A 22,370-nucleotide genomic window follows, 5' to 3' on the forward strand; every position below is an offset into this window, starting at 1 on the left:
AGCGCACCTAAGGTCTACGATGCTGGCGCCAATTTCCACGCCGCACCTACGGTACGCGAATCAGTGCCCGCAGGCTCGGAAGACTGTGACGGACCGATGACGTCGAAACGAACTTTCCGCTTCAAGTGTGACGAAACAGGTTGGGAAGCTACCTTCGACCAAGCCTGATGAAGCGCTTCCTGGCCCTTTGGGCCATAAGTGACGATGAGTTTGGGCTGAGCGTCACCGATACCGCCTTCGAAGGTCTCTCGCGCTACCGCGGTCGCACAAGCCCGTTGCTTTCTGCGTCGCCACAGGGGAGTCCGCCTGTGCTCGCGAGTGAGGGTGTCTTAGCCCTGCTCGTCCCGAGGCGGGCGTCAGAGTTGATGGCTGCGCTGATGAACGACGTCGGCGACGAGTTCGCCCAGCGGTCTTACATCTCGCACGGCCACGCCTGCGCCGTAGTCTCGTGTTCGAACCTCGCCGACGCGGAGAGGCTCGTCAGCGAGCTTGGGCCCTACCTCGCCGGCCACGAACTCTGGCCTTACAGGCAGGGCGTGATGCTCGCAGAAGACATCGTCTTCGAACTCCCTGCGGCGCCACCAACCTGGGTAGCTCCCGCGCAGATACGGCACGAGGAGCTGGGTTTCGAGGCTGCGGCGCAAATCCGTCAATTCAACGGAAATATGGCTGTCTTCTCGCAGCACGCGGCCATGTATGCGTCTGAACTGCAACCTTTGGTCGACTGGCTTCACTCCTCTATCGAGGATATCGCGACTGAGCTCTACGTTATATACGAAAATCCGGAGCTCGACGGTGCGCAAGTCCGACGCTCGATCACGTTGGAGAGCGTCCTCGTTGAGGTTAACGCAATTCTGACTCTCTATTGTTCGCAGCTAGGTTCAGGCGCGGTGCCTATCTTTAGGGCAACGTATCCTGTTGGCGAGTACTCTCTGCTCGGTATCGGAAGTATGTGTCGAGAGGTGTGGCGTATTTACTCGCACTTGAACGAAACATTCGCAAAATTCGACCACGTCGGGCGGATTCAGCGGTGTTATGCTGCCCGGCCAGCTTTCGATCCGTTTGAGCCTTCTGCTCGTATCAATTTTGGGTCTTGGTACAGGTCTAACGTCGGTGTGGCCGACTTGGATGACGGCATTTCAGAAGGCTTTCGGTATCACATGCCTGTTTTCAGTTCAAGATGGGGATTTCACGAATCACTCCATTCTATCAGTTTGAGTTGGCAATGCATTTATGCGGCCGCCACGAAAGAGTGGAATTTGCTCACATTGACGCACGAGTTCTTACATGCTCACGTCCGTGACATCTGGGCGACAACCTTCGAGGTTTCCGACGATGCATCCCTGCGTGAACTTCTGGCTCGATACAATGCGCGTGAATCAGGAACGAACGCCTTGCACTCGATGCAGGTCGCTTTCGTCGAAGCGCTTGTCGGCCTGAACGGATGTTCCCGACTCGCACAAACGATTCGGGGCGGAACAGTTGAGGACACTTCAATTACAGTGCCCGAGCGCTTGACGGAACAGTCATTGCGAATGCTGGTGCAATCGCATCGGGGGATGTTCCACGAAATTGTCGTGCATGTTCTTGACTATTTGTATGTCTACGATTCTCAAGACGCCAATTATGTCAATTCGTTGTGGAGTTCATGGTCTCTGATTCCGAGCGTGAACGAACGCACGGAGCACTATCTCCTCAGGACTATATGCGCCTTGTCGGCGGATGGTGGCGACACGGCCCCGTCCGAAGACGTATTCAAGACGTGTGTGACTCGCTTGAAACGGCAACTGACTCTCATTGAGAAGCGCGCTCGTCTGCGTCCGGTTATAGGACGCGCAATTGCGATCCTGGACGACGAAACTGCTCTCAAGCGACTGGGGATTGAGTTCAAGGGAGCGCGGTATGTCGTTCATATCGCAAAAGCGTTCTTCTATGACCCGGAACTCAATGCCAGTTTGATCCGCGACACAAACACGACCATCCGAGAAGGGAGAACGACATATGCGCTAAATGTCGGCGACTATCGTGGTGACTGTGTCGAGAGTCCGGTTGCGTTCCTACTCGATCGGTTTGGTGGCTATTCCGATCAAGGTGGTGCTCCGGAAGCTGAGTACGAAACGCTTTGGCAAATGCTCCAGCTGAGTTAGGAGTTCTAAATGGCGCCGGACATACACGAACGACGTCGGTACACTTCTGTTCTTGTTTGCCACGACGACTTACGAGACTTCGAGGCTTTTAGGCAGTTGATGGAGAGCTCGGTCAATACCGCTCTGGGTGTGCGCCTAATTGATAGCCCGTGGATAGTTCATCGATTCGAATTTTTGACCGGCCGGAGCCACTATCCTAGCCATATCGTATCCCCTGATCACAGGCGGCGTGGCAGCCTTTTTGCACACGACGTCTACTTTGCGACTCGGTCGCCGCTTGAGTCGTTAGGGTCTCCAGTGATTCTGTTGGCGTCCCCATATGTCAAGCTGTTGGCCTCGATCACCAGCAGGCTACGCCAAGCTTTGAATGGTCCGGCGCCTCGCTATGTGTCGGTTGACATGGCGTCGGTGTATAGATTCATGTCCGACGGCGCGTCAGGAGAGTTCACGGCCACAAAAGTAACGATGCAAATGCTCTCGGAGCCCACGCTAGAACTCGTATCGCTATCGGGGCGGAACCCGCTCCATTCTGAGCTGCATGCGGCTATCAAGAAGGTCGCCGCGCCTTATTCCATACGTACGGAAGTTTCACGAGAACAGTGCAGTTCTCGTGTAAATATTGATCGGCATGGAAATTTCTGGTGGTTTCAGCCGGAGGAAAGCCGTCTGGCAAATGCGCTAGAAGTGGTGGACCGTCTCGAAGCCACTGGGTCATTGCGGTTATCGCGGACGCGCCCTCTCGATCGCGTCGAGGACGACGAGCAATGATTACACTCCGCGATTTTGACAGCCTAAGCTTGCGTGATCTGCAATGTGAAGACTTGGCGCTTGAATACCTATCGATACTTCTAAAGCATGGAGAACTTGCGCTGCTTTTGGGCTCGGGTGTGAGTAAGGGTCTTGGCCTCCCTAATTGGGACGAATTGGTCGCGGGTTGCGAAACTGCCGTGGGGATAGTGCCCTCTGAAGGGCGTTCGTCACAAGCTCTCATGAAAGCAATCGATACGGTGAGGCGTGAATTTTCTAAACATCACGCCGCGAACGATCTGCAGTCTCTCGTCAGGACAAATTTGTATCCTCAAGCGTATCTAGACGCGGGGGAGTATCCACAAGGCATCATGAGCAACCGCATGTTGATTGCCATAGGTGCAATCGTGATGGCGTCGTCGCGCGGGTCAGTCGGCGACGTCTTCACGCTTAATTTCGACGACGTGCTGGAATGGTATCTGCACCTGCATGGGTATAAGACGCAAGTTGTCTCCGACTTCCCGACTTATCTCAGGGGAGACGTTGACGTTACGGTGTTCCATCCCCACGGGTTTCTGCCGTTGGTTGAAAAGACGTACCCGAAGTCCGAGTGGCTCGTGCTTTCGTACTCCGACCTAATATCGCGGTTATCGGCGTCCGCTGATACCCCCTGGCCCACGCTTCTGGGGAGCCGGTTTTTATCAAAGCGATTTCTTGCTATTGGCACGAGCATGAATGATGTAGACATTGACGTACATCTAGCGCGCGCCAAGCGTGATGTCGGAGGCCGGGGGCTCCTCGGTTTCGTTTTGACGTCGGGGCTCCGTCAGGACAGGGCTGAAGAACTCATGGAAATCGGCCTTGTGCCCATAAGTGTGGATTCCTTCGAGCGCATTCCGAGTTTCATCTTGAATGTATGCCGAAAGGCTGCGGCGCTTTAGTGACTCGTCCCTGCGGATGTCGGCCAAGAAGCACGTCACCGAGGCGCTCCCGCGCGTGGGCGAGTTGGTGCAGAAGTACGCCTGACCGGCCCCGCCGGGCCGGATCCCGTCAGTCGCCGCGCTGCCGCCGCCGCGTGAACAGCGGCACGATGAGCAGCATCAGGAATACCCGCAGCACCTGGGCGGCGACGACGAACGTCACGTTCACGTCGCTGGCGGCGGCGAGGGCGAGCACGGCGTAGATGCCGCCGGGGGTGGTGGCGAGGTACGCCTCGTACGGGGTGACGGACGTCGTCGCCACCAGGATCAGGCCGAGCAGCGCGCACCCGACGGCGATGGCGACGATCAACAGCGTGGCCCACGGCAGGATGCGACCGATCGAGCGGAACGACTCGACGGTGAAGCGCAGGCCCGCCTGCCAGCCGATCACGACGTAGACGGCGGCGAGCAGCAGGGTCGGCACCTCCGCGCCGCCGGTCCAGCCCGCCAGATCGGCCACGGTGGCCACGATCAGCGGGCCGAGCAGCGCCGGTGCGGGCAGGCGGATCAGCCGGGCCAGCGGCACGCCGACGGCCAGGCACCCGAGGATGAAGACGGCGTCCACCCACAGCGGCGCCCCCGAGTCCGCGGGACCGACGCCGCGGCCGGTGTCGGCGTGGAACACCACCGTGGCGACGAACGGCAGCGACGCCGTCACCAGCAGCACTCGCAGGTACTGCACGACCGCGACCACCCGTTCGTCGCCGCCCAGGTCACGCGCGATGGCCACCATGCCGGACGCCCCACCCGCGACGAGAGCCAACGCGCCCGTCGTCGCCGACAGGTCGCGGTGCAGGCCGAGCGCCGCGCCGGCGCCGATGGACAGCAGCAGGGTGCCGAGCGAGACGAGCACCACGGGAATCCAGTCCGTTCCCAGCGAAGCGAGGGTGTCCCGATCGAGCAGCGTGCCGATCTCGACCCCCAGCACCGCCTGCGCGGCCTGGCTCGCCCGACTCGGGACCTTCGCGGGGCCGACCTTCGCCAGGGCGAACACCGTCGCCACGGCGAGACCGACGAACAGCGCGGCCGACGGCACACCTACGCGCTCGGCGAGGATGGTCAGCAGAATCGTGACGAGGGTGAGTGCGACCCACCTCCCGGCGGCGGCCGGGGAGAACCTCATCGCGGCGTCGTCGGCCGATCGATGGTCCGCACCGCCGGCGGCAGTCCCCACTCGTTGCGGCCCAGTCGACTCAGCGGAGCGAGCGCATCGAACGCGGGCAGCCCGTCGTCGGCGAGGTGGCCTTCCCGCACCGTGATCATGGTGACGTCGCCCATCACGACGAAGGCGTTGCCCACCTCGACCACCCGGTTCAGCGTCGCCTCGATGGAGACCGGCGACTGCGCGACCCGCGGCGGGCGCACCGTCTCGCTTGGTTCCTCCGCGAGCCCCACGGCGGAGAACTCGCTGATCGAGGACTCGTAGTTCGCCGACGTCGCGTTGACCTCCTCGAACAACGCCTCCGTCGCGAGGTTGATCACGAACTCGCCCGTCGCCTCGATGTTGCGGAGGCTGTCCTTGCGGCCGATGGAGGTGAACTGCACCACCGGCGGAACGGAGCTGGCCACGGTGAAGAAGCTGTACGGAGCGAGGTTCGGCACACCGTCCGCCGAGATCGTCGACACCCAGGCGATCGGGCGAGGAACGACGGTCGAGGTCAGCAGCTTGTAGTAGGTGGTCTCGTCCACGGACTGCGGGGTGAAGGTTCGGCGCACGGTCTCGATCGTGCCACTCGCGCGGCGGTGCACCGCTGCGCTCCCGGCGGTGTGCACCGCTGCTCTCCCGGCGGTGGGCCTGCCGTCATGTGTCACCCTGGATCGGTGAACCCGTCCACTGCCCAGGCCACCGTCGTCGTCGACGAGTTGATCCGCGGCGGCGTCCGTGACGTCGTCCTGTGCCCCGGGTCCCGCAACGCGCCGCTGGCGTTCGCACTGGAAGCCGCCGACCGCGCCGGGCGGGTGCGACTGCACCTGCGGATCGACGAGCGCACCGCCGGGTTCCTGGCCATCGGACTCGCGATCTCCGCGGGACGCCCGGTACCGGTGGTGATGACGTCGGGCACCGCCGTCGCCAACCTCGGGCCCGCGGTGCTCGAGGCGAACTACGCCCGCGTCCCGCTGGTCGTGCTCAGCGCCAACCGGCCCTACGAGATGCTCGGCACCGGCGCCAACCAGACCATCGAGCAACTCGGCCTGTTCGACGTGCAGGTGCGGGCGACCATCAGCCTCGGCCTGGCCGAGGAGGGGGACCGCAACAGCCAGTGGCGCTCGGCCGTGTGTCGGGTGCTCGCGGCGGCGCGGGGCACCCGCTCCGGCAACGCCGGCCCCGTGCACTTCGACATCCCGCTGCGCGAACCCCTGGTGCCCAGTCTCTCCGACACCACTCCGGCGCCGGCGGGTCGCCCCGACGGGGCCGCGTGGACCACCACGCAGTACGCCACCCTGGACGTTCCCGTCGACCTCGACCTCACGCCGGACACCGTGGTGATCTCCGGCCACGGCGCCGCGTACCGGCCCGAGCTGGCGCACCTGCCGACCGTCGCCGAACCCACCGCGCCGCTGCACGGCCCGGCCGTCAACCCGCTCGCCTTGCCGACGCTCGCGCCGCGCCAGGCGGTCATCACCGGCCGGCCCACGTTGCACCGGCCGGTGTCCGCGCTTCTCGCGAACCCGGACGTCGACGTCGTCGCGCTCACCACCGGTCCGCGCTGGCCCGACGTCTCCGGCAACGTCGTCGCGACGGGTACTCGCGCCGTCGTCACCGGCGGGCCGTCGGAGGCCTGGCTGCGCCGTTGCGCCGACGCCTCCGCGGCGGCCGACGAGGCCGTGCGAACCACGCTGGACCACGCCCGCGCCGTCACCGGCCTCCACGTGGCGGCAACCGTCTCCTCGGCCCGACGCCCGGGTGACCTGCTGCTGCTCGGGGCGTCGAATCCGGTCCGTGACATGGCCCTGGTCGGCTATCCCGCCGAGGACGTGCGGGTGATCTCCAACCGCGGCGTCGCCGGCATCGACGGCACCGTCTCCACGGCGGTCGGCGCCGCGCTGGCCCACGAGGGCCGCACCATCGCGCTGATGGGCGATCTCACGTTCCTGCACGACGCGTCGGGCCTGCTCATCGGCCCGGGCGAACCGCGCCCGCGCGACCTGACGATCGTGGTGGCCAACGACGACGGCGGCGGCATCTTCGAACTGCTCGAGCAGGGTGATCCGCAGTACGCGGGGGTGTTTGAGCGCGTGTTCGGCACGCCGCACGGCATGGACCTCGCGGCCCTCTGCGCGGCCTACCGCGTTCCGCACCGCCGGGTGGACACCGACGAGCTGGCCAAGGCCCTCACCGGGCACGCCGACGGCATGCGGGTGTTCGAGGTGACCACCGATCGCTCCGGATTGCGCGACCTGCACGCCCACATCCGGAGCGCGATCGGCTAGCTCTGCTGGGCCAGGTACTCGCGGGCCTGCTTGGACTCGGTGTGCACGAGCTTGCCGATCATGTCCACGATCAGGCCCTCGATCTTGCCGCCCACCAGCGGCACCTTCACCTCGGCGGTGCCGTTCAGGGTGAGGCGGGTGCCCGCGCCGTGCGGGGCCAGGACGAAGACGCCGGAGACCTTCGACGGCAGACCGGTCGAGCCGCCCTCGAGGGTGCCGCCCGCGCGGTCGTTCTCCAGCGGGCCCCAGGTGTCCTTGCGCGTGATGGTCAGACCGCCGCGCACCACCTTCTGCACCACGCCCGGGAGGACCTGAGCGCCCACGTTCTCGCTCATGGTCACCTCGATGCCGCCGTCGCCGCGTCGGGTGACGGACACCTCGGCCCGATCGCCCGCATCCTGCTTCCGCTTCTCCCACAGACCGTCGTCGGTGAGCGCGGCGTGCGCCTGCTCCAGTGTCACGTCGAAGTCTTCGGTGAACTCGAATTTCCGCCCCATGCGTCGGAGGGTACTCGGCGGGTACCGGCCCGTTCGACCCGATCGGGGCGGACCGACCTGTCCGTCCGAGCCCGTCGTGAGGTGCCACTACGCTGGCGCCCGTGACGAGCGAGACGACGGAGACGGGGGGAACGCCGGGCACGGCGGCACCCCGCAGGCGACGCCCCCTCGCGGTCACCGTCCTGACGGTCCTCGCCACCGCGATCTCGGTGCTGGCCGTGCTGCTGGTGCTCGCGGCGTGGCGCAACGACCACACCATCTCCTCCGACGAGGGCGTCGCGACGGCGGAGGTGCTCTCGGCGGGTCGGTTGCGGTCCGCCGTCAGCTTCGTCACCCCGGACGGCGAGATGCACAATCCCCGGCTCGGCGTCCTCTACCCGACCAACCTGGTGGCGGGGCAGCGCATCGACGTCGAGTACGCGCGGTCCGAACCGGACCTGGTGCGGGTGGCGGGCCGGGACGCGTCCGTGGCGGTGATCCCGGCGTTGTCGGTCGTTGTGGTCACCTGGGCCATCGCAGGTCCGCTGATCCTGGTCCTGCGGCGACGCGCGCAGTAGCGGCGACGAGGTCCGGGCAGGATTCGTCTGCCGTTCGCCGTCACGTCACGGTCGCTCTGCCGACCCGTCGTCCCGGCGCGGGACCGTCGGGATCGTGCGCATTGCCGTGATCGCCGAATCGTTCCTGCCCCACGTCAACGGTGTCACCAACTCGATCCTGCGCGTCCTCGAACACGCCGACGCCGCCGGCCACGACGCGCTCGTCGTCGCCCCGGACACCCCCGCCGGGGTCGCCCCCGCGGCCACCGAGCACGACGGTGTGCCCGTCGTCCGCGTGCCGTCGGTCATGGTCCCCAAGGTCAGTTCGCTGCCCGTGGGCGTGCCGACGCCGACGTTGCTCACCACCCTGCGCACCTTCGCTCCCGACGTCGTCCACCTGGCGTCGCCGTTCTCCCTCGGGGCGGGCGGCGTCGCCGCGGCGCGACGGTTGGAGATCCCCACGGTGGCCGTCTATCAGACCGACGTGGCCGGCTTCGCCGAGAGCTACGGACTGGGTCTGACCTCGCGGGCCTGCTGGGCGTGGACGCGGCGCATCCACAAGGCGAGCGACCGCACGCTCGCCCCGTCGACGTCGGCGATGGACGCCCTCGAGGCGCACGGGATTCCGCGCGTGCACCGGTGGGGTCGCGGCGTCGACACCCTGCGGTTCGCGCCCTCGGCCCGTCGCGTCGACCTCCGCCGCGCCTGGACCGGCGGTGACGGGTCGCAGATCGTCGGCTTCGTCGGTCGCCTCGCCCCGGAGAAGCACGTCGAGCGGCTCGCCGGACTGGCCGCGCAGGACGACGTCACGGTCGTCGTCGTCGGCGACGGTCCCGAGCGGGCGCGGCTCGAGGCGCTCATGCCGACGGCCGTCTTCCTCGGCCAACTCGGCGGACAGGACCTCGCCGCCGCCTACGCGTCGTTCGACGTCTTCGCCCACCCCGGTGAGCACGAGACGTTCTGTCAGACCGTGCAGGAGGCGCTCGCCAGCGGGGTCCCCGTGATCGGTCCCGACGCCGGCGGGCCGCGCGACCTGGTCAGTCATTGCCGCAACGGCTACCTGCTTCCCGTCGACCGCTACGCGGAACTGCTGCCCAGCGCCGCTCGCGCGCTCGCCGATCCGACCACTCGCGCCCGGTTCGCCGCCTCCGCGCGGATCTCGGTTCTGCACCGCACCTGGCCGGCGCTGTGCGCGCGGTTGTTCGAGCACTACGAGGACGTCATCGGACGCCCCGCGCGTCGCGCGCGGGCGGCGTGAATCTGCGCGATCGGTAGTGTCGACGTCGTGGCTGCACACGGCTCCAGAGCGCAACTGGACAAGAAACCGCAGGACGTCGCGTCCATGTTCGACGGGGTCGCGAAGAGGTACGACGTCACCAACACCGTCCTGTCCTTCGGGCAGGACCGCGGGTGGCGCCGCGCCACCCGCGCGGCTCTGGACCTGCGGCCGGGGGAGACCGTCCTGGACCTCGCGGCCGGCACGGGCGTCTCGACGGTCGAGCTCGGCCGCTCCGGCGCGTGGTGCGTGGCCGCGGATTTCTCGAAGGGCATGCTTGCCGCCGGGTCGTCGCGCAAGCTGCCCATGGTGGCCGGTGACGCGATGGCACTGCCGTTCTCCGACGACGCCTTCGACGCCGCCACCATCTCGTTCGGACTGCGCAACGTCGCCGACCACGAGGCCGGGCTGCGCGAGCTCCGCCGCGTCGTCCGCCCGGGCGGACGGCTGGTGGTGTGCGAGTTCTCGACGCCCGTGTTCCCGGCGTTCCGGACGCTGTACATGGAGTACCTCATGAAGGCGCTCCCGGCGGTCGCCCGCGCGGTGAGCAGCAACCCCGACGCCTACGTCTACCTCGCGGAATCCATCCGCGCCTGGCCGGACCAGGCCGAACTGGCCCGTCGGCTCGAACGCGCGGGGTGGACCGACGTCACGTGGCGCAATCTGACCGGCGGGATCGTGACGCTGCACCGAGCAACAGCCCCCTGAGCCCTGGTCACCGGCTCCCCGACGGTCGAGCCGGTCAGCTGAACGGCGCCCGGGCGTCGAGACGCCGCGATGCCGACCCCGCAGCGCGCCAGGCACGGGCCACGACGTCGTGGTCCTCCTCGGTCACGAGGTTGCCCATCACCCGGACGGCGACGGTCATGATCGCCGATGACCGCATCCCGATCGGGCCCGTCGCGGGCAGGAACCGGGGCAGCGTCAGCAGGCCGGCGAGTCGTCGGGCGACGGAGAAGCTGCGCCCGTAGTGCTCCCGCAGCACGGTGGGCCAGACGTCGGTGAGGTCCGTCTCGCCGAGCAGCTCGGCGACGAGCCGCCCACCCTCGAGCCCGTAGTCGATGCCCTCGCCGTTGAGCGGGTTCACGCACGCGGCGGCGTCGCCGATCAGCGCCCAGTTCGGTCCCGCGACGGTCGAGACCGCACCGCCCATCGGCAGCAGGGCCGACTGCACCCGCTGCGGACCGCCGGACAGCCCCCACTCCGATTCGCGTTGCGCGGCATACAAATTCAGCAGCGGACGCAACGCGCCGCCGGCCGGTCGACGGTCCGTCGCCAGCGTGCCCACGCCCAGGTTGATCTCGCCGGTCCCCAGCGGGAACACCCAGCCGTACCCGGCCTGCAGCACGCCGTCGGCGTCGCGCAGTTCCAGGTGCGAGGTGATCCACTCGTCGTCGCTCCGGTCGCTGGCCACGTAGGCCCGCGCGGCCACCCCGAACGCCGTGTCCCGGTGCCACTCTCGGCCGAGCAGCTTGCCCAGGGGCGAGCGCACGCCGTCGGCGACGACGAGGGTGCGACACGCGATCCGCAGGTCGCCGTCGTGGGTGCGGAACGTCACCGCCGCCACCCGGTCACCCGCACGCTCGACACCGACCGCCTTGGCGCCCTCGATCATCCGGGCGCCGTCGTCCGTCGCCACGCGGCGAATGCGGTCGTCGAGTTCGGTGCGGGGGACGGCGCTGCCGACGTCCGGCAGGGACCCGCCCGGCCACCGCAGTTCGTGCTCCTGCCCGAAGCCCGTGAGTCGCAGGCCGACGTTGCGTGCCCGGCCCCGAACCCACTCCCCGAGGCCGAGTCGGTCGAGCTCGGCCACGGCGCGGGGTGTCAGGCCGTCGCCGCAGGTCTTGTCCCGCGGGAAGCGCGCGGCGTCGGCCAGCACGACGTCGCGTCCTGCCCGCGCGGCCCACGCCGCGGCGGCGCTGCCGGCCGGTCCCGCACCCACCACCAGAACGTCCGCGGACAGCTCGGCGGGGGTCGTCATCGCGGACGTCACAGGCTCGGTGGGTTGCTCGGTCATGGTTCCATCTTCCAGACCCGCTAGGTTGGGGGTGGACGGCGCCGCGTCGGCGGCGGTCGGGACTGGACTTCGGCGACGGGAATGGGTGCGGGCACGGTGACCGACACGGGTGCGAGTACGGCGGAGACCACCGTGGTCGCGGGCGTCGATCTGGGGGACGCCGACTTCGCGACGACGGTGCGCGAGGCGATGGCAGCGGTGGAGAATTTGCTGGTCGAGGAGCTGTCCGACGGCGAGGACTTTCTCACCGAGGCCGCGTTGCATCTGGCGAAGGCCGGCGGCAAGCGGTTCCGCCCGCTGTTCACGGTGCTGACCGGGCAGCTCGGTCCCGATCCGTCGAGTCCGGACATCGTGACGGCGGCCACGGTGCTCGAGATGGTCCATCTCGCGACGCTCTACCACGACGACGTCATGGACGAGGCCGGCATGCGTCGCGGGGTCGACAGTGCCAACGCGCGCTGGGGCAACAGCGTCGCGATCCTCGCGGGCGACTACCTCTTCGCGCACGCTTCACGCCTGGTCTCGACCCTCGGTCCGCAGGCCGTGCGCGTGATCGCGGAGACGTTCGCCGCGCTGGTCACCGGGCAGATGCGCGAGACGATCGGGCGCCGCGCCGACCAGGATCCCGTCGAGCACTACCTTCGCACGGTGTGGGAGAAGACCGGCTCGCTCATCGCCACCAGCGGGCGTTTCGGCGGCACGTTCTCCGGCGGGGACGGCGAGCACGTCCAGCGGCTCGAACGCCTCGGCGACGCCGTGGGTACCGCGTTCCAGATCGCCGACGACATCATCGACATCTCCTCCGCGTCGGCGGAGTCAGGCAAGACGCCCGGCACCGACCTGCGCGAGGGCGTCCACACCCTGCCGGTGCTCTACGCGCTGCGCGAGGAGGGCCCGACCGGCGACCGGCTGCGCCACCTGCTGCGGGGCCCGGTCACCGACGACGCCGAGGTCACCGAGGCGCTCGAACTGCTGGCGTCGTCGACCGGCATGACTCGCGCTCGCGAGACCCTCGCCGAGTACACCGGTCGCGCCTACGCCGAGCTCGACGCCCTGCCCGCCGGGCCGGCCAACGACGCGCTGCGCCACCTCGTCGAATACACCGTCGCTCGGACCGGATAGCCCCCGCCGCGCGCGGGGCGGCCCGGGAACCCGGCGAGTCCCTCCGCTCGTTGTCGTCGTGACAACCGGCGAAAGGTGGGCGACTCGAGATGAAGTTCGCGAACGGTATGAAGACGTTCGGCCTGATGGTCGGCATGTCGGCGCTCATCGTGTTCATCGGGTCGCTGTTCCAGAACTCGACCGTGCTGATCCTGGCGGTGCTCCTCGCCGTCGGCATGAACGGCTACGCCTACTTCAACAGCGACAAGCTGGCACTGCGCTCGATGCACGCCCAGCCGATCACCGAGGTCGAGTACCCGCAGATCTACGCGATGGTCCGGGAACTCGCCACGGCCGCGCACCAGCCGATGCCGCGGCTCTACATCAGCCCCACCAACGCCCCCAACGCGTTCGCGACGGGTCGGAACCCCCGCAACGCGGCGGTCTGCGTCACCAGCGGCATCCTCGGCCTGCTCGACCAGCGCGAACTCCGGGCCGTGCTCGGGCACGAGCTCAGCCACGTCTACAACCGCGACATCCTCATCTCTTCCGTCGCGGGGGCCATGGCGGCCGTCGTGTCCGGCCTGGCCAACTTCGCGTTCTTCGCCAACGCCTTCGGCGGACGCGGCAACGGCCAGGGTGCGAACCCCCTGGCGTTGCTGCTGGTGTCGATGCTCGGCCCGATCGCCGCGTCGCTGGTCAAGCTGGCCGTCTCCCGGTCGCGGGAGTACCAGGCCGATCAATCCGGCGCGGAACTGACCGGTGACCCGCTGGCGCTGGCGTCGGCTCTGCGCAAGCTGCAGTACGGCACGCAGCAGGCGCCGCTCCCGCCGGAGCCGAAGCTCACCGCCCAGTCGCACCTGATGATCGCCAACCCGTTCCGCATGGGGGACCGGGCGGGGAAGCTCTTCTCGACGCACCCGCCGATGGAGGAGCGGATCGCGCGGCTCGAGAGAATGGCCGGGCCCTACCGGTGATCTGGTGACTACCGGTAGTTGACGAACTGCAGGGCGATGCCGAAGTCCTCGCCCTTGAGCAGGGAGATGACGGCCTGCAGGTCGTCGCGCTTCTTGCTCGACACCCGCAGTTCCTCGCCCTGCACCTGCGCCTTGACGCCCTTGGGGCCCTCATCGCGAATTTTCTTGGAGATCTTCTTGGCGTTCTCCGTGGAGATGCCCTGCACGAGGGTGCCGGTGATCTTGTAGGTCTTGCCGGACTGCACGGGCTCGCCGGCGTCGAACGCCTTGAGGGAGATGTCGCGGCGGATCAGCTTCTCCTTGAACACCTCGAGCGCGGCCTTCACGCGCTCCTCGGCCTCGGCGGTGAGCACGATCGCCTCTTCGCCGGACCACTCGATGGAGGCGCCGGTCCCGCGGAAGTCGTAGCGCGTCGACAGTTCCTTGCCCGCCTGGTTCAGCGCGTTGTCGACCTCCTGGCGGTCGACCTTGCTGACGACGTCGAACGACGAATCGGCCATGAGTGCTCTCCCTCTTCCACGCGCTGATCGGTGTGATCGACCGTATCCGACCGCCGGGTGGGCAGGCGGTTTGGCATTCGGGGGTGCCGTCGTTGTAGTCTCGTCGTCGCACCGAGAGCGGGTCACCGTCCCTCGGATCGCACCCGGCAGATTGCCCGAGCGGCCAATGGGAGCGGACTGTAAATCCGTCGGCTTATGCCTACGTAGGTTCGAATCCTACATCTGCCACCCCGGCCCGACCCCGGCGAGCATCGCTCGTCGGGGTCGAGTCGTCTGTGCCGGTCATGTGCCGGGTCCAGTGCCCGGTCAGGCGCCCGGACCGGCCCCGACCTGCCGATTTGGCGAGTCGATCGGGCCTTGTGTACTGTCTGTCGAGGCTTCGACGCATGCGTGAGCGTGCGCCGGACCTGCCCCCTTAGCTCAGTCGGCAGAGCGTTTCCATGGTAAGGAAAAGGTCAACGGTTCGATTCCGTTAGGGGGCTCGCGGGACCGTGCGCCGGCCGGCGTCCGGCACCGAGGCGGTGTAGCTCAGTCGGTAGAGCAAACGACTCATAATCGTTGTGTCGCCGGTTCAAGTCCGGCCATCGCTACTCGACTCGAAGGACTTCGCGGCCGCTGCGCAGCGAGGTCCGATCCGTGACCGACGCAGCGCCCGTATCGCGCTCTACCCGAAAGCAGGCATCGACGTGGCCTCCTCCACCGACGTTCGGCCCAAGATCACCTTGGCGTGCGAGGTGTGCAAGCACCGGAACTACATCACGAAGAAGAACCGGCGCAACGATCCCGATCGCCTCGAGATCAAGAAGTTCTGCCCCAACTGCGGAACCCACCGGGCGCACCGCGAATCTCGCTGATCTTCGTCTGCCGGCGCTGTCCTTGCCTTCCGGGGTAGGGGCAGCGCTGTCGTGCGTGGAGCCACTCGTCCATCTGGGGGGAACTTCGACATGACCGAGACCACTGCGGCATCGCCTGCCGTCGTCGATCCGGCGGCCCACACCGCGTCGATGGTGGGGCACCACTACCGCATGCCCGATCACTACGAGATCGGCCGCGAGAAGGTGCGCGAGTACTCCCGCGCCGTGCAGAACCTGCATCCCGCGCACCTCTCCGAGGACGCCGCGGCAACGCTGGGGTACGACCACCTCGTCGCGCCCGCCACCTTCATCTCGGTGATCGGCATCATCGCGCAGAAGGCCATGTTCGACGAGGTCATCACCGGGTACGACCTCTCCCAGATCATGCAGGCCGACCAGCGTCTCGAGTTCCACCGTCCGATCGTGGCCGGTGACCGGCTGACGGTCGACGTGTACCTGGAGTCGTTCCGCCAGATGGGCGGCAGCGACATCATCGTGACCAAGAACATCGTGACCGACGCCGACGATCGGGACGTCATGACGACGGTCACGACGCTGGTCGCGAAGACCGGCGGCGGTGCCGACACCGAGGCGCTGGCCATGGCGAAGGGTGTGATGCGCAGTGAGTAGCGATGCGACCGGATCGATCGACGCCGCGACGCCGCGGGTCGGACTGCGCACGTTCGAGGACGTCGCGGTCGGCGACGATCTTCCGGAGCGGACCTACGAGCTCACGCGCGGCGACCTGGTCAACTACTCCGGCGTGTCCGGCGACCCGAACCCCATCCATTGGTCCGACCCGGTGGCGCGATCGCTCGCCGGCCTGCCCGAGGTGGTCGCGCACGGCATGCTGACCATGGGCCTCGGAGCGGGATTCGTCACCGATTGGTCCGGTGACCCGGGTGCCATCACCGAGTACAACGTGCGCTTCACCTCGCCGGTCCTCGTGAAGGAGACCGAGCCGGCCAAGGTCGACTTCACCGGACGGATCAAGTCCGTGGACGCGGAGACCCGCACGGCCGTCGTCGCCATCACGGCGAAGTTCGAGGGCAAGAAGATCTTCGGGCGGGCCACGGCCACCGTCCGTCTCGGCTAGGGACGATTTCGTTCCCCGTCTCACGGTGCAGTACACTCGTGCTTCGGGGTCGTGCGGCGCTGTGCGCTGTCCGTCTCCGGCTGCGATCGCCTCGGGCGATCGAAGGGGCGTAGCTCAATTGGTAGAGCAACGGTCTCCAAAACCGTAGGTTGCAGGTTCAAGTCCTGTCGCCCCTGCCACGACCGGCCGGTCTTCCCCGAGTCCTCCCCTGCGGAGGTTCTCGATGCGGCGGGTCGGCCGCCGTCGTCGCCCGAGCGGGCGCGGCGGAACCAGACGCGACCGAGAGGAACCACGTGAGCGATCAGCGCGAGCCGCGCGACGACGCCGCCACCGACGGGTCGACCGACCTGCCCGGCGGCGACGCGGACGCTGCCGCCGCGGGATCCTCGGCTCCGTCGGCATCCTCGGCTGTGTCGTCTTCGGCGCGGCCCACCGGCAAGCGCGCCGCGCGTCGCTCGCGGGACACCGACTCGGCCGACGGAACGGCCGGCTCGGGCAAGACGACGGCGGGCAAGTCCGTCGCCACCGCGTCGCAGGTTCCCGGCCGTCAGCGGACGGAGGCGGCGCCGAAGCAGAACATCTTCGCGCGACTGCGGAGGTTCCTCCGCGAGGTCGTCGCCGAGCTGCGCAAGGTCATCTGGCCGAACCGCAAGCAGATGGTCACCTACACCGCCGTGGTGTTGGTGTTCGTGACGTTCATGGTGGCCTACATCAGTGGGCTGGACCTGGCGTTCATCCGAGGGGTCCAGTGGCTGTTCGGCTGACGCCGATCCCCGCCGCACCCCGACACGACAGAACGAATACAGGAAGCGAGTGCCTTTCGTGAGCACGCCCCACAACGACGCCACCGACGTGGCCGCCTACGACGCTCAGGTCGAGGCCACCGAGCAGGGCCTCGAAGCGGAGCAGGCCGCGCAGGACCGCGCGACCGACGAGGCCATCGCGGCCGACGTGGCCGCCGCCACCGGCGAGGACGACAGCGACGCCGACGAGACCGCTGTCGACGAGACCGCGGGTGACGACGCTCCCGCCGCGGACATCGACGCCGAGCCGGTCGATCCGGTCGCCGAGTTCAAGGCCGCGCTGCGCCGCGCCCCCGGTGACTGGTACGTGATCCACTCCTACGCGGGCTACGAGAACAAGGTGAAGGCCAACCTCGAGACCCGCGTCCAGAACCTCGACGTCGGCGACTACATCTTCCAGGTGGAGGTCCCCACCGAAGAGGTCACCGAGATCAAGAACGGCCAGCGCAAGCAGGTCAATCGCAAGGTGCTCCCCGGCTACATCCTGGTGCGCATGGAGCTCAACGACGAGTCGTGGGGCGCCGTCCGCAACACTCCCGGCGTCACCGGCTTCGTGGGTGCGACGTCGCGTCCGTCGCCGCTCACGATCAACGAGGTCGTCAAGTTCCTGATGCCGCAGGAGGACAAGAAGAAGGCGTCCGCGACTCCGGCTGCGGGTGGCGACACCGCCGGCGAGACCGCGGCCAAGCCGGTCATCGAGGTCGACTTCGAGGTCGGCGAGTCGGTCACCGTCATGGACGGCCCGTTCGCGACGCTGCCCGCCTCCATCAGCGAGGTCAACGCCGAGCAGCAGAAGCTCAAGGTGCTGGTGTCGATCTTCGGTCGCGAGACGCCCGTGGAGCTCGGCTTCACGCAGGTCGCGAAGATCTAGTTCGCCCCCTCCCCACTACTTGCAGGCAGTACCGCAAGACATCCGAGAACCACGCAACAACTAGGAATTACAGATGCCCCCCAAGAAGAAGAAGCTGGCCGGGATCATCAAGCTTCAGATCCAGGCCGGCCAGGCCAACCCGGCGCCGCCCGTGGGCCCTGCCCTCGGTCAGCACGGCGTCAACATCATGGAGTTCTGCAAGGCGTACAACGCGGCAACCGAGTCGCAGCGTGGCAACGTCGTGCCGGTGGAGATCTCGGTCTACGAGGACCGGACCTTCGACTTCAAGCTGAAGACCCCGCCCGCCGCCAAGCTGCTGCTCAAGGCAGCCGGCGTCGCCAAGGGTTCGGGCGAGCCGCACAAGACCAAGGTCGCCAAGGTGACCATGGATCAGGTGCGCGAGATCGCCAAGACGAAGCAGGAAGACCTGAACGCCAACGACATCGATCAGGCCGCGAAGATCATCGCCGGCACTGCTCGCTCGATGGGTATCACGGTCGAGGGATAACCCCCCCGGATCGACAGCACGTCGTGGGAGAGCCGGCCAGGCTCGCACCACACTCCGAACGAACGAACGGATTCACCATGGCAAAGCGCAGCAAGGCCTACGAGGCCGCAGCAGCGAAGATCGACTCCGACCAGCTCTACTCGCCGCTCGCCGCGGCGAAGCTGGCCAAGGAGACCGCGTCGAGCACGTTCGACGCCACCGTCGAGGTCGCCGTGCGGCTCGGCGTCGACCCCCGCAAGGCGGACCAGATGGTCCGCGGCACGGTCAACCTGCCGCACGGCACCGGTAAGACCGCCCGCGTCATCGTGTTCGCCGCCGGCGCGAAGGCCGACGAGGCCGCCGCAGCCGGTGCCGACGAGGTCGGTGCCGAGGACCTGATCGAGCGCATCCAGGGCGGATGGCTCGAGTTCGACGCCGCGATCGCCACCCCCGATCAGATGGCCAAGGTCGGCCGCATCGCCCGTGTCCTCGGACCGCGTGGCCTGATGCCGAACCCGAAGACGGGCACCGTCACCACCGACGTGACCAAGGCCGTAAACGACATCAAGGGCGGCAAGATCAACTTCCGCGTCGACAAGCAGGCCAACCTGCACTTCGTCATCGGCAAGGCGTCGTTCGACGACGCCAAGCTGGTGGAGAACTACGGCGCGGCGCTCGACGAGATCTTGCGTGCGAAGCCGTCGTCGGCCAAGGGCCGCTACGTCAAGAAGGTCACGGTCTCGACCACCACCGGACCGGGCATCCCGGTGGACCCGAACCGGACCCGCAACCTCCTCGAGGACGACGCGACGGTCTGATCCGCGTAGACACGCGCGTTGGCCGGCACCCCCTGCGGGTGCCGGCCTTCGTCGTGTTCGGGGAGCGTGTGTGTCTGCTCGGACCTGCGCCACCGCACCTAGCTCGCCCCGATCCGCGGGATCCCGGCGTTCGTCGCGACCTGTGTGCAGCGAGGCAGGTGCCGGAGCCGTCAGGCCCGCGCGATCACGTCGGTGATGGCGCCGATGACCTCGTCGAGCAGCTCGTTGGGGATGTCGTGGCCCATGCCGTCGAGCAGCGTCAGCCGGGCCCCGGGGATCGCCTTGGCCACGGCCTTGCCGCACATCGGGGGGACCAGCGGGTCGGCGGTGCCGTGAATGACGGCGGTGGGCGCGGTGATGCGGCGGGTGTACTTCAGCAGGCTGCCGGTGCCCGTGATCGCGGCGAACTGGCGCACGATGCCGGCGGGGTGGTAGCTGCGGTCGTAGGCGGCGGTGGCGTCGGCGATGCGCTCCTCCCACGTGGTGGCGTACTGCTTGCCGCCGATGGTCTGGAACGTCGTCGCCTGGTGCTCGATGATCTGCTCGCGGGTTGCGTTCTTCGGCGGAGGCTTCAGCAGGGGTGCAAGGGCGCGCAGGTCCGGTGGACGCAGGAACGGTTGGTTGGTGCTGGAGAAGATGATGGTGACGCTGTCGAAGCGCTCGGGATGCGAGCCGGCGGCGACCTGGGTGATCATGCCGCCCATCGAGGCGCCCACGATGTGCGCGCGTTCCAGGCCGAGGTGGTCCATGAGGCCGATCGTGTCGTCGGCCATGTCGACGATCGTGTACGGCACCGAGCTCGGCTGCCCGAGCTCGTGGCGGACGAGGCGCAGCAGCACGTTGCTCGTCACCCGCTCGCCGGTCATCTTGGTGGACAGGCCGATGTCGCGGTTGTCGAAGCGGATGACGCGGTGGCCGGCGTCGAGCAGACGGCGACAGAACGGCATCGACCACGTCAGCAGCTGACATCCGAGGCCCATGACGAGCAGCACCGGCGGCGCGTCGAGATCGCCCATGTCCTCGTAGGCCAGCTCGACGCCCCGACCGACGGGGGCGGTGCCCCGGCGGATCTCGAGGTCGGAGTCGGCTTCCCGTGCGTCTCGGTCGTGCTGTCCCGCGCGTGCCTCGTGCATGTGTCCTCCTACCAGCCGGGCTCCCCGAGCACCGGCAGCGTGACGAAACTGGGGTTCGCCGGATCGACGACGACGTCCTGGGCGCGCCAGCGGGTACGCAGGCGGTCCGGCAGGATCGGGACGTAGCGCGGCGCGTCGGCGGCGAACAGGTCGATCCGGAGGCGGTGTCCGGGGTGCAGCACCGCCTCGGTCGAGAGTAGTTCGATGTCGAGCACGGTGACCTCGCCGGGAACCACGGGTAGCAGCGATTCGCGGGTGAGCGGGTGGTGCGCGACGAGATAGTCGCCGGACTCGGTGCGCACGCTCTTGCCGTCGTCGATCGCCCGCCGGGTCGCGAGGAGTGCACCGTTGGTGAGGACCGTCGACCGCCCGTCGGGATCGACGTCGCACACCATCACCGCCCAGAACGCCTCGCGGGCGAACGCGACCGTGGTGACGTGCAGGTTGGCCGGCCCGGAGAGCACCACGGCGGCCCGGCAGGGCGGGGTGGTGAACGTGAGGGCGTCACGCTCGGCGAACCGGTTGTCGTAGGTGAAGCCGCCGCCGAGCACCGCGGGCACCCCGGCGAGCACCTGCGTCGTGTCGCGGGAGATCGTGGCGCGCCAGCCGGGCGCCACTCGCAGCGACGCGGAACGGAACGGGGGCTCGGCGGTCAGGGAGCCGTCGGCGCGGGCGTGCCCGGCGGTGCCCGAGGTGTCGGCGGTGAGGTAGAGCCGGCGGGGGACGGCGTGCGGCGCCGGGAAGCGGCCGTGGGCCTCCCACCCGCCGCCCTGCTGCCGGAGGGTGACCGGCCCGTAGCGGTCGATGCCGTTGTCGATACCGCGCAGCCACCGGTCGAACCAGGCGCGTTCGAGCACGTCGAGACGCGGCGGGAAGCCGGGTTCGCCGAAGCCGATGCCGGGATTGCCGTGGTACCCGTCGCCGACGAGCAACTGCTTGCGGCCCCGCTCGAGGGTGAGCCGGTTGTACATGTCCGGCGCCGCGCCACCGAAGATGTCGTGCCAGCAGCCGTAGAGGAACGTCGGGACGTCGATGGTCTCGATGGTGGGGTCGATGGTGTCGAAGCTGGGATCGTCGTAGATCCGCGGGTCCGAGCCGGTGAGGAAGCCGCGCACGAGGTTCCCGATGTTCGTGGCGGGGCTGCGAAGGCGGTCGACCAGCCAGCGGGGGATGCCGGTGCCGAGGTGCGGGGTGGGGGCCCACTTGAGCGCGTTCACCGTGGCCAACCACAGCGGGATGAACACCGACGGCGCCCCGCCCGTCGCGAAGATCTCCCGCACGATGTCCTCGGATCCCTCGACCGCGAACACCGCGTCGGGTCCGTCCGGTGATCCCGCCGCCTGCAGCGAGTTGATGGCGGAGTAGGAGATGCCCGCCATGCCCACGTGCCCGTCGCACCACGGCTGCGCGCGCACCCACCGGAGCACGTCGAGTGTGTCGAGCTGTTCGCGCGGTCCCAGGGTGTCCCACACGCCGGCGGACTGCCCGGTGCCGCGGGCGTCGACGATGACCTGGACGTACCCGCTGCGGACCAGGTGCCGGTTGATCGTCAGCAGGTCGGCCGCGCCGCCCGCGATCACCCGCGTGATCTCGGTGACGCCCTCGAGCGGGGTACCGGAGAAGTCGACGGATGCGGAGACCGTGCGGAGGGTTCGGCCCAGCACCGGAGCCTCCAACAGCCGGTCGATCAGGTCGAGCAGAAGCGAGTTGTACGGCGTGACGTTGAGAACGACGGGGAATCGGTACGACGCGGGGCGTCCGTCGCCGTCGGCGGGGGAGATCACCACGGCTCGCAGCACGGTTCCGTCGCTCACCGGAATCGGCACGGCGCGGCGGATGTGCACGTCGGGGAACTCGGGGGTGGACTCGACCAGCTCGGCCCAGGCGCGACCGTCCTCGCCGCCGGTCGGATCCCGCCGTGGCCGACCGAGAGCGCCAGGACGCACCAGGGGGTGCGCAGCAGCGGTCGTGCGATCGGCGGCGGTCATGATCGTCGAGTCAACCTCGAGGGCGGAGCGCACGTCGTCGCAACGCGCGAACGTCGTCGCTGCCGACAGGACGACGACGCCGTTCGCTGGTGGGTGCCACGAACGGCGTC

Annotated in this window: 22 protein-coding genes and 4 tRNA genes; 19 read left to right on the forward strand and 7 right to left on the reverse strand. The window is 67.9% G+C overall.

Annotated elements, in window-relative coordinates:
• The first annotated feature begins 167 nt into the window (after positions 1-167).
• Entirely contained in the window at positions 168-2,147 is a 1,980-nt protein-coding gene (locus tag BMZ18_RS19350; RefSeq protein WP_139203905.1) for a hypothetical protein, read from the forward strand.
• A 764-nt stretch (positions 2,148-2,911) separates the two neighbouring features.
• Positions 2,912-3,835 (forward strand): SIR2 family protein, encoded by a 924-nt coding sequence (locus BMZ18_RS19145; protein ID WP_082894880.1) that lies wholly within the window; start codon positions 2,912-2,914, stop codon positions 3,833-3,835.
• A gap of 109 nt (positions 3,836-3,944) precedes the next feature.
• Here BMZ18_RS19145 and BMZ18_RS09845 read toward each other — a convergent pair whose 3' ends face one another.
• Together BMZ18_RS09845 and BMZ18_RS09850 are read right to left on the reverse strand one after the other, a co-directional pair.
• Positions 3,945-4,997 (reverse strand): AbrB family protein, encoded by a 1,053-nt coding sequence (locus tag BMZ18_RS09845; RefSeq protein WP_068104855.1) that lies wholly within the window; start codon positions 4,995-4,997, stop codon positions 3,945-3,947.
• Positions 4,994-5,590 (reverse strand): flavin reductase family protein, encoded by a 597-nt coding sequence (locus tag BMZ18_RS09850; protein ID WP_068360756.1) that lies wholly within the window; start codon positions 5,588-5,590, stop codon positions 4,994-4,996. The genes BMZ18_RS09845 and BMZ18_RS09850 overlap by 4 nt, the downstream gene beginning before the upstream one ends.
• A 105-nt stretch (positions 5,591-5,695) precedes the next feature.
• Here BMZ18_RS09850 and menD point away from each other — a divergent pair, with 105 nt between their 5' ends.
• A complete protein-coding gene (gene menD, locus BMZ18_RS09855; protein ID WP_068360716.1) occupies positions 5,696-7,306 on the forward strand; it encodes a 2-succinyl-5-enolpyruvyl-6-hydroxy-3-cyclohexene-1-carboxylic-acid synthase in 1,611 nt (536 codons plus the stop codon).
• Here the strand turns inward: menD and BMZ18_RS09860 are convergent.
• Positions 7,303-7,803 carry a DUF2505 domain-containing protein gene (locus tag BMZ18_RS09860; protein WP_068360713.1) on the reverse strand — a complete coding sequence of 167 codons (501 nt, stop codon included), beginning with the start codon at positions 7,801-7,803 and terminating at the stop codon, positions 7,303-7,305. The genes menD and BMZ18_RS09860 overlap by 4 nt on opposite strands.
• A 182-nt stretch (positions 7,804-7,985) precedes the next feature.
• Between BMZ18_RS09860 and BMZ18_RS09865 the strand changes: the two genes are divergently transcribed.
• From BMZ18_RS09865 to BMZ18_RS09875, 3 genes are all read left to right on the forward strand, one after another.
• Complete coding sequence (locus BMZ18_RS09865) at positions 7,986-8,360, forward strand: DUF3592 domain-containing protein (RefSeq protein ID WP_068360753.1); 375 nt, start codon at positions 7,986-7,988, stop codon at positions 8,358-8,360.
• Positions 8,361-8,454: 94 nt separating this feature from the next.
• Positions 8,455-9,597, forward strand: coding sequence for a glycosyltransferase family 4 protein (locus BMZ18_RS09870; RefSeq protein WP_068360710.1), 1,143 nt, complete (start codon positions 8,455-8,457; stop codon positions 9,595-9,597).
• Between the two features lie 27 nt (positions 9,598-9,624).
• Positions 9,625-10,323, forward strand: a complete 699-nt coding sequence (locus BMZ18_RS09875; RefSeq protein ID WP_280141985.1) for a demethylmenaquinone methyltransferase — start codon at positions 9,625-9,627, stop codon at positions 10,321-10,323.
• Between the two features lie 34 nt (positions 10,324-10,357).
• On the opposite strand, the gene BMZ18_RS09880 is transcribed toward BMZ18_RS09875, so the two are convergent.
• Positions 10,358-11,596: a geranylgeranyl reductase family protein gene (locus tag BMZ18_RS09880; protein WP_068360745.1), complete on the reverse strand. Its 1,239-nt coding sequence runs from the start codon at positions 11,594-11,596 to the stop codon at positions 10,358-10,360.
• A gap of 117 nt (positions 11,597-11,713) precedes the next feature.
• Between BMZ18_RS09880 and BMZ18_RS09885 the strand changes: the two genes are divergently transcribed.
• Both BMZ18_RS09885 and htpX read left to right on the forward strand, forming a co-directional pair.
• Positions 11,714-12,754, forward strand: a complete 1,041-nt coding sequence (locus BMZ18_RS09885; protein WP_068099493.1) for a polyprenyl synthetase family protein — start codon at positions 11,714-11,716, stop codon at positions 12,752-12,754.
• Between the two features lie 89 nt (positions 12,755-12,843).
• Entirely contained in the window at positions 12,844-13,710 is an 867-nt protein-coding gene (htpX, locus tag BMZ18_RS09890) for a zinc metalloprotease HtpX (protein WP_068360707.1), read from the forward strand.
• 8 nt (positions 13,711-13,718) lie between these two features.
• Here the strand turns inward: htpX and BMZ18_RS09895 are convergent, their stop codons facing one another.
• Entirely contained in the window at positions 13,719-14,210 is a 492-nt protein-coding gene (locus BMZ18_RS09895) for a YajQ family cyclic di-GMP-binding protein (RefSeq protein WP_068099495.1), read from the reverse strand.
• Between the two features lie 145 nt (positions 14,211-14,355).
• On the opposite strand from BMZ18_RS09895, the gene BMZ18_RS09900 reads away from it, so the two are divergent.
• From BMZ18_RS09900 to rplA, 11 genes are all read left to right on the forward strand, one after another.
• A tRNA-Tyr gene (locus BMZ18_RS09900) sits at positions 14,356-14,438 on the forward strand.
• Positions 14,439-14,619: 181 nt separating this feature from the next.
• Positions 14,620-14,692: transfer RNA gene (locus BMZ18_RS09905), tRNA-Thr, on the forward strand.
• Between the two features lie 35 nt (positions 14,693-14,727).
• Positions 14,728-14,800, forward strand: a tRNA-Met gene (locus tag BMZ18_RS09910).
• Between the two features lie 96 nt (positions 14,801-14,896).
• Positions 14,897-15,064: a 50S ribosomal protein L33 gene (gene rpmG, locus BMZ18_RS09915; protein ID WP_027504552.1), complete on the forward strand. Its 168-nt coding sequence runs from the start codon at positions 14,897-14,899 to the stop codon at positions 15,062-15,064.
• Between the two features lie 90 nt (positions 15,065-15,154).
• Positions 15,155-15,694 carry a (3R)-hydroxyacyl-ACP dehydratase subunit HadA gene (gene hadA, locus BMZ18_RS09920; RefSeq protein ID WP_068099496.1) on the forward strand — a complete coding sequence of 180 codons (540 nt, stop codon included), beginning with the start codon at positions 15,155-15,157 and terminating at the stop codon, positions 15,692-15,694.
• Positions 15,687-16,160: a (3R)-hydroxyacyl-ACP dehydratase subunit HadB gene (hadB, locus tag BMZ18_RS09925; RefSeq protein ID WP_244516478.1), complete on the forward strand. Its 474-nt coding sequence runs from the start codon at positions 15,687-15,689 to the stop codon at positions 16,158-16,160. The genes hadA and hadB overlap by 8 nt, the downstream gene beginning before the upstream one ends.
• Before the next feature lie 103 nt (positions 16,161-16,263).
• Positions 16,264-16,339, forward strand: a tRNA-Trp gene (locus BMZ18_RS09930).
• A 114-nt stretch (positions 16,340-16,453) separates the two neighbouring features.
• On the forward strand, positions 16,454-16,924 hold the full coding sequence (gene secE / locus BMZ18_RS09935) for a preprotein translocase subunit SecE (protein WP_068360704.1): 471 nt from the start codon (positions 16,454-16,456) through the stop codon (positions 16,922-16,924).
• A 58-nt stretch (positions 16,925-16,982) separates the two neighbouring features.
• The gene (nusG, locus tag BMZ18_RS09940; RefSeq protein WP_068360701.1) at positions 16,983-17,834 is read left to right on the forward strand and encodes a transcription termination/antitermination protein NusG; all 852 of its coding nucleotides are present in this window, start codon (positions 16,983-16,985) and stop codon (positions 17,832-17,834) included.
• Between the two features lie 73 nt (positions 17,835-17,907).
• The gene (rplK, locus tag BMZ18_RS09945; RefSeq protein ID WP_068099499.1) at positions 17,908-18,342 is read left to right on the forward strand and encodes a 50S ribosomal protein L11; all 435 of its coding nucleotides are present in this window, start codon (positions 17,908-17,910) and stop codon (positions 18,340-18,342) included.
• A 77-nt stretch (positions 18,343-18,419) separates the two neighbouring features.
• Entirely contained in the window at positions 18,420-19,139 is a 720-nt protein-coding gene (gene rplA, locus BMZ18_RS09950) for a 50S ribosomal protein L1 (RefSeq protein ID WP_068099500.1), read from the forward strand.
• Between the two features lie 170 nt (positions 19,140-19,309).
• On the opposite strand, the gene BMZ18_RS09955 is transcribed toward rplA, so the two are convergent.
• Positions 19,310-20,272, reverse strand: coding sequence for an alpha/beta fold hydrolase (locus BMZ18_RS09955; RefSeq protein ID WP_068360699.1), 963 nt, complete (start codon positions 20,270-20,272; stop codon positions 19,310-19,312).
• A gap of 8 nt (positions 20,273-20,280) precedes the next feature.
• Entirely contained in the window at positions 20,281-22,260 is a 1,980-nt protein-coding gene (locus BMZ18_RS09960) for a CocE/NonD family hydrolase (RefSeq protein WP_068104870.1), read from the reverse strand.
• Positions 22,261-22,370 lie beyond the last annotated feature (110 nt).

The sequence above is a fragment of the Rhodococcoides kroppenstedtii genome (genome assembly GCF_900111805.1).
GTDB classification, from domain to species: domain Bacteria; phylum Actinomycetota; class Actinomycetes; order Mycobacteriales; family Mycobacteriaceae; genus Rhodococcoides; species Rhodococcoides kroppenstedtii.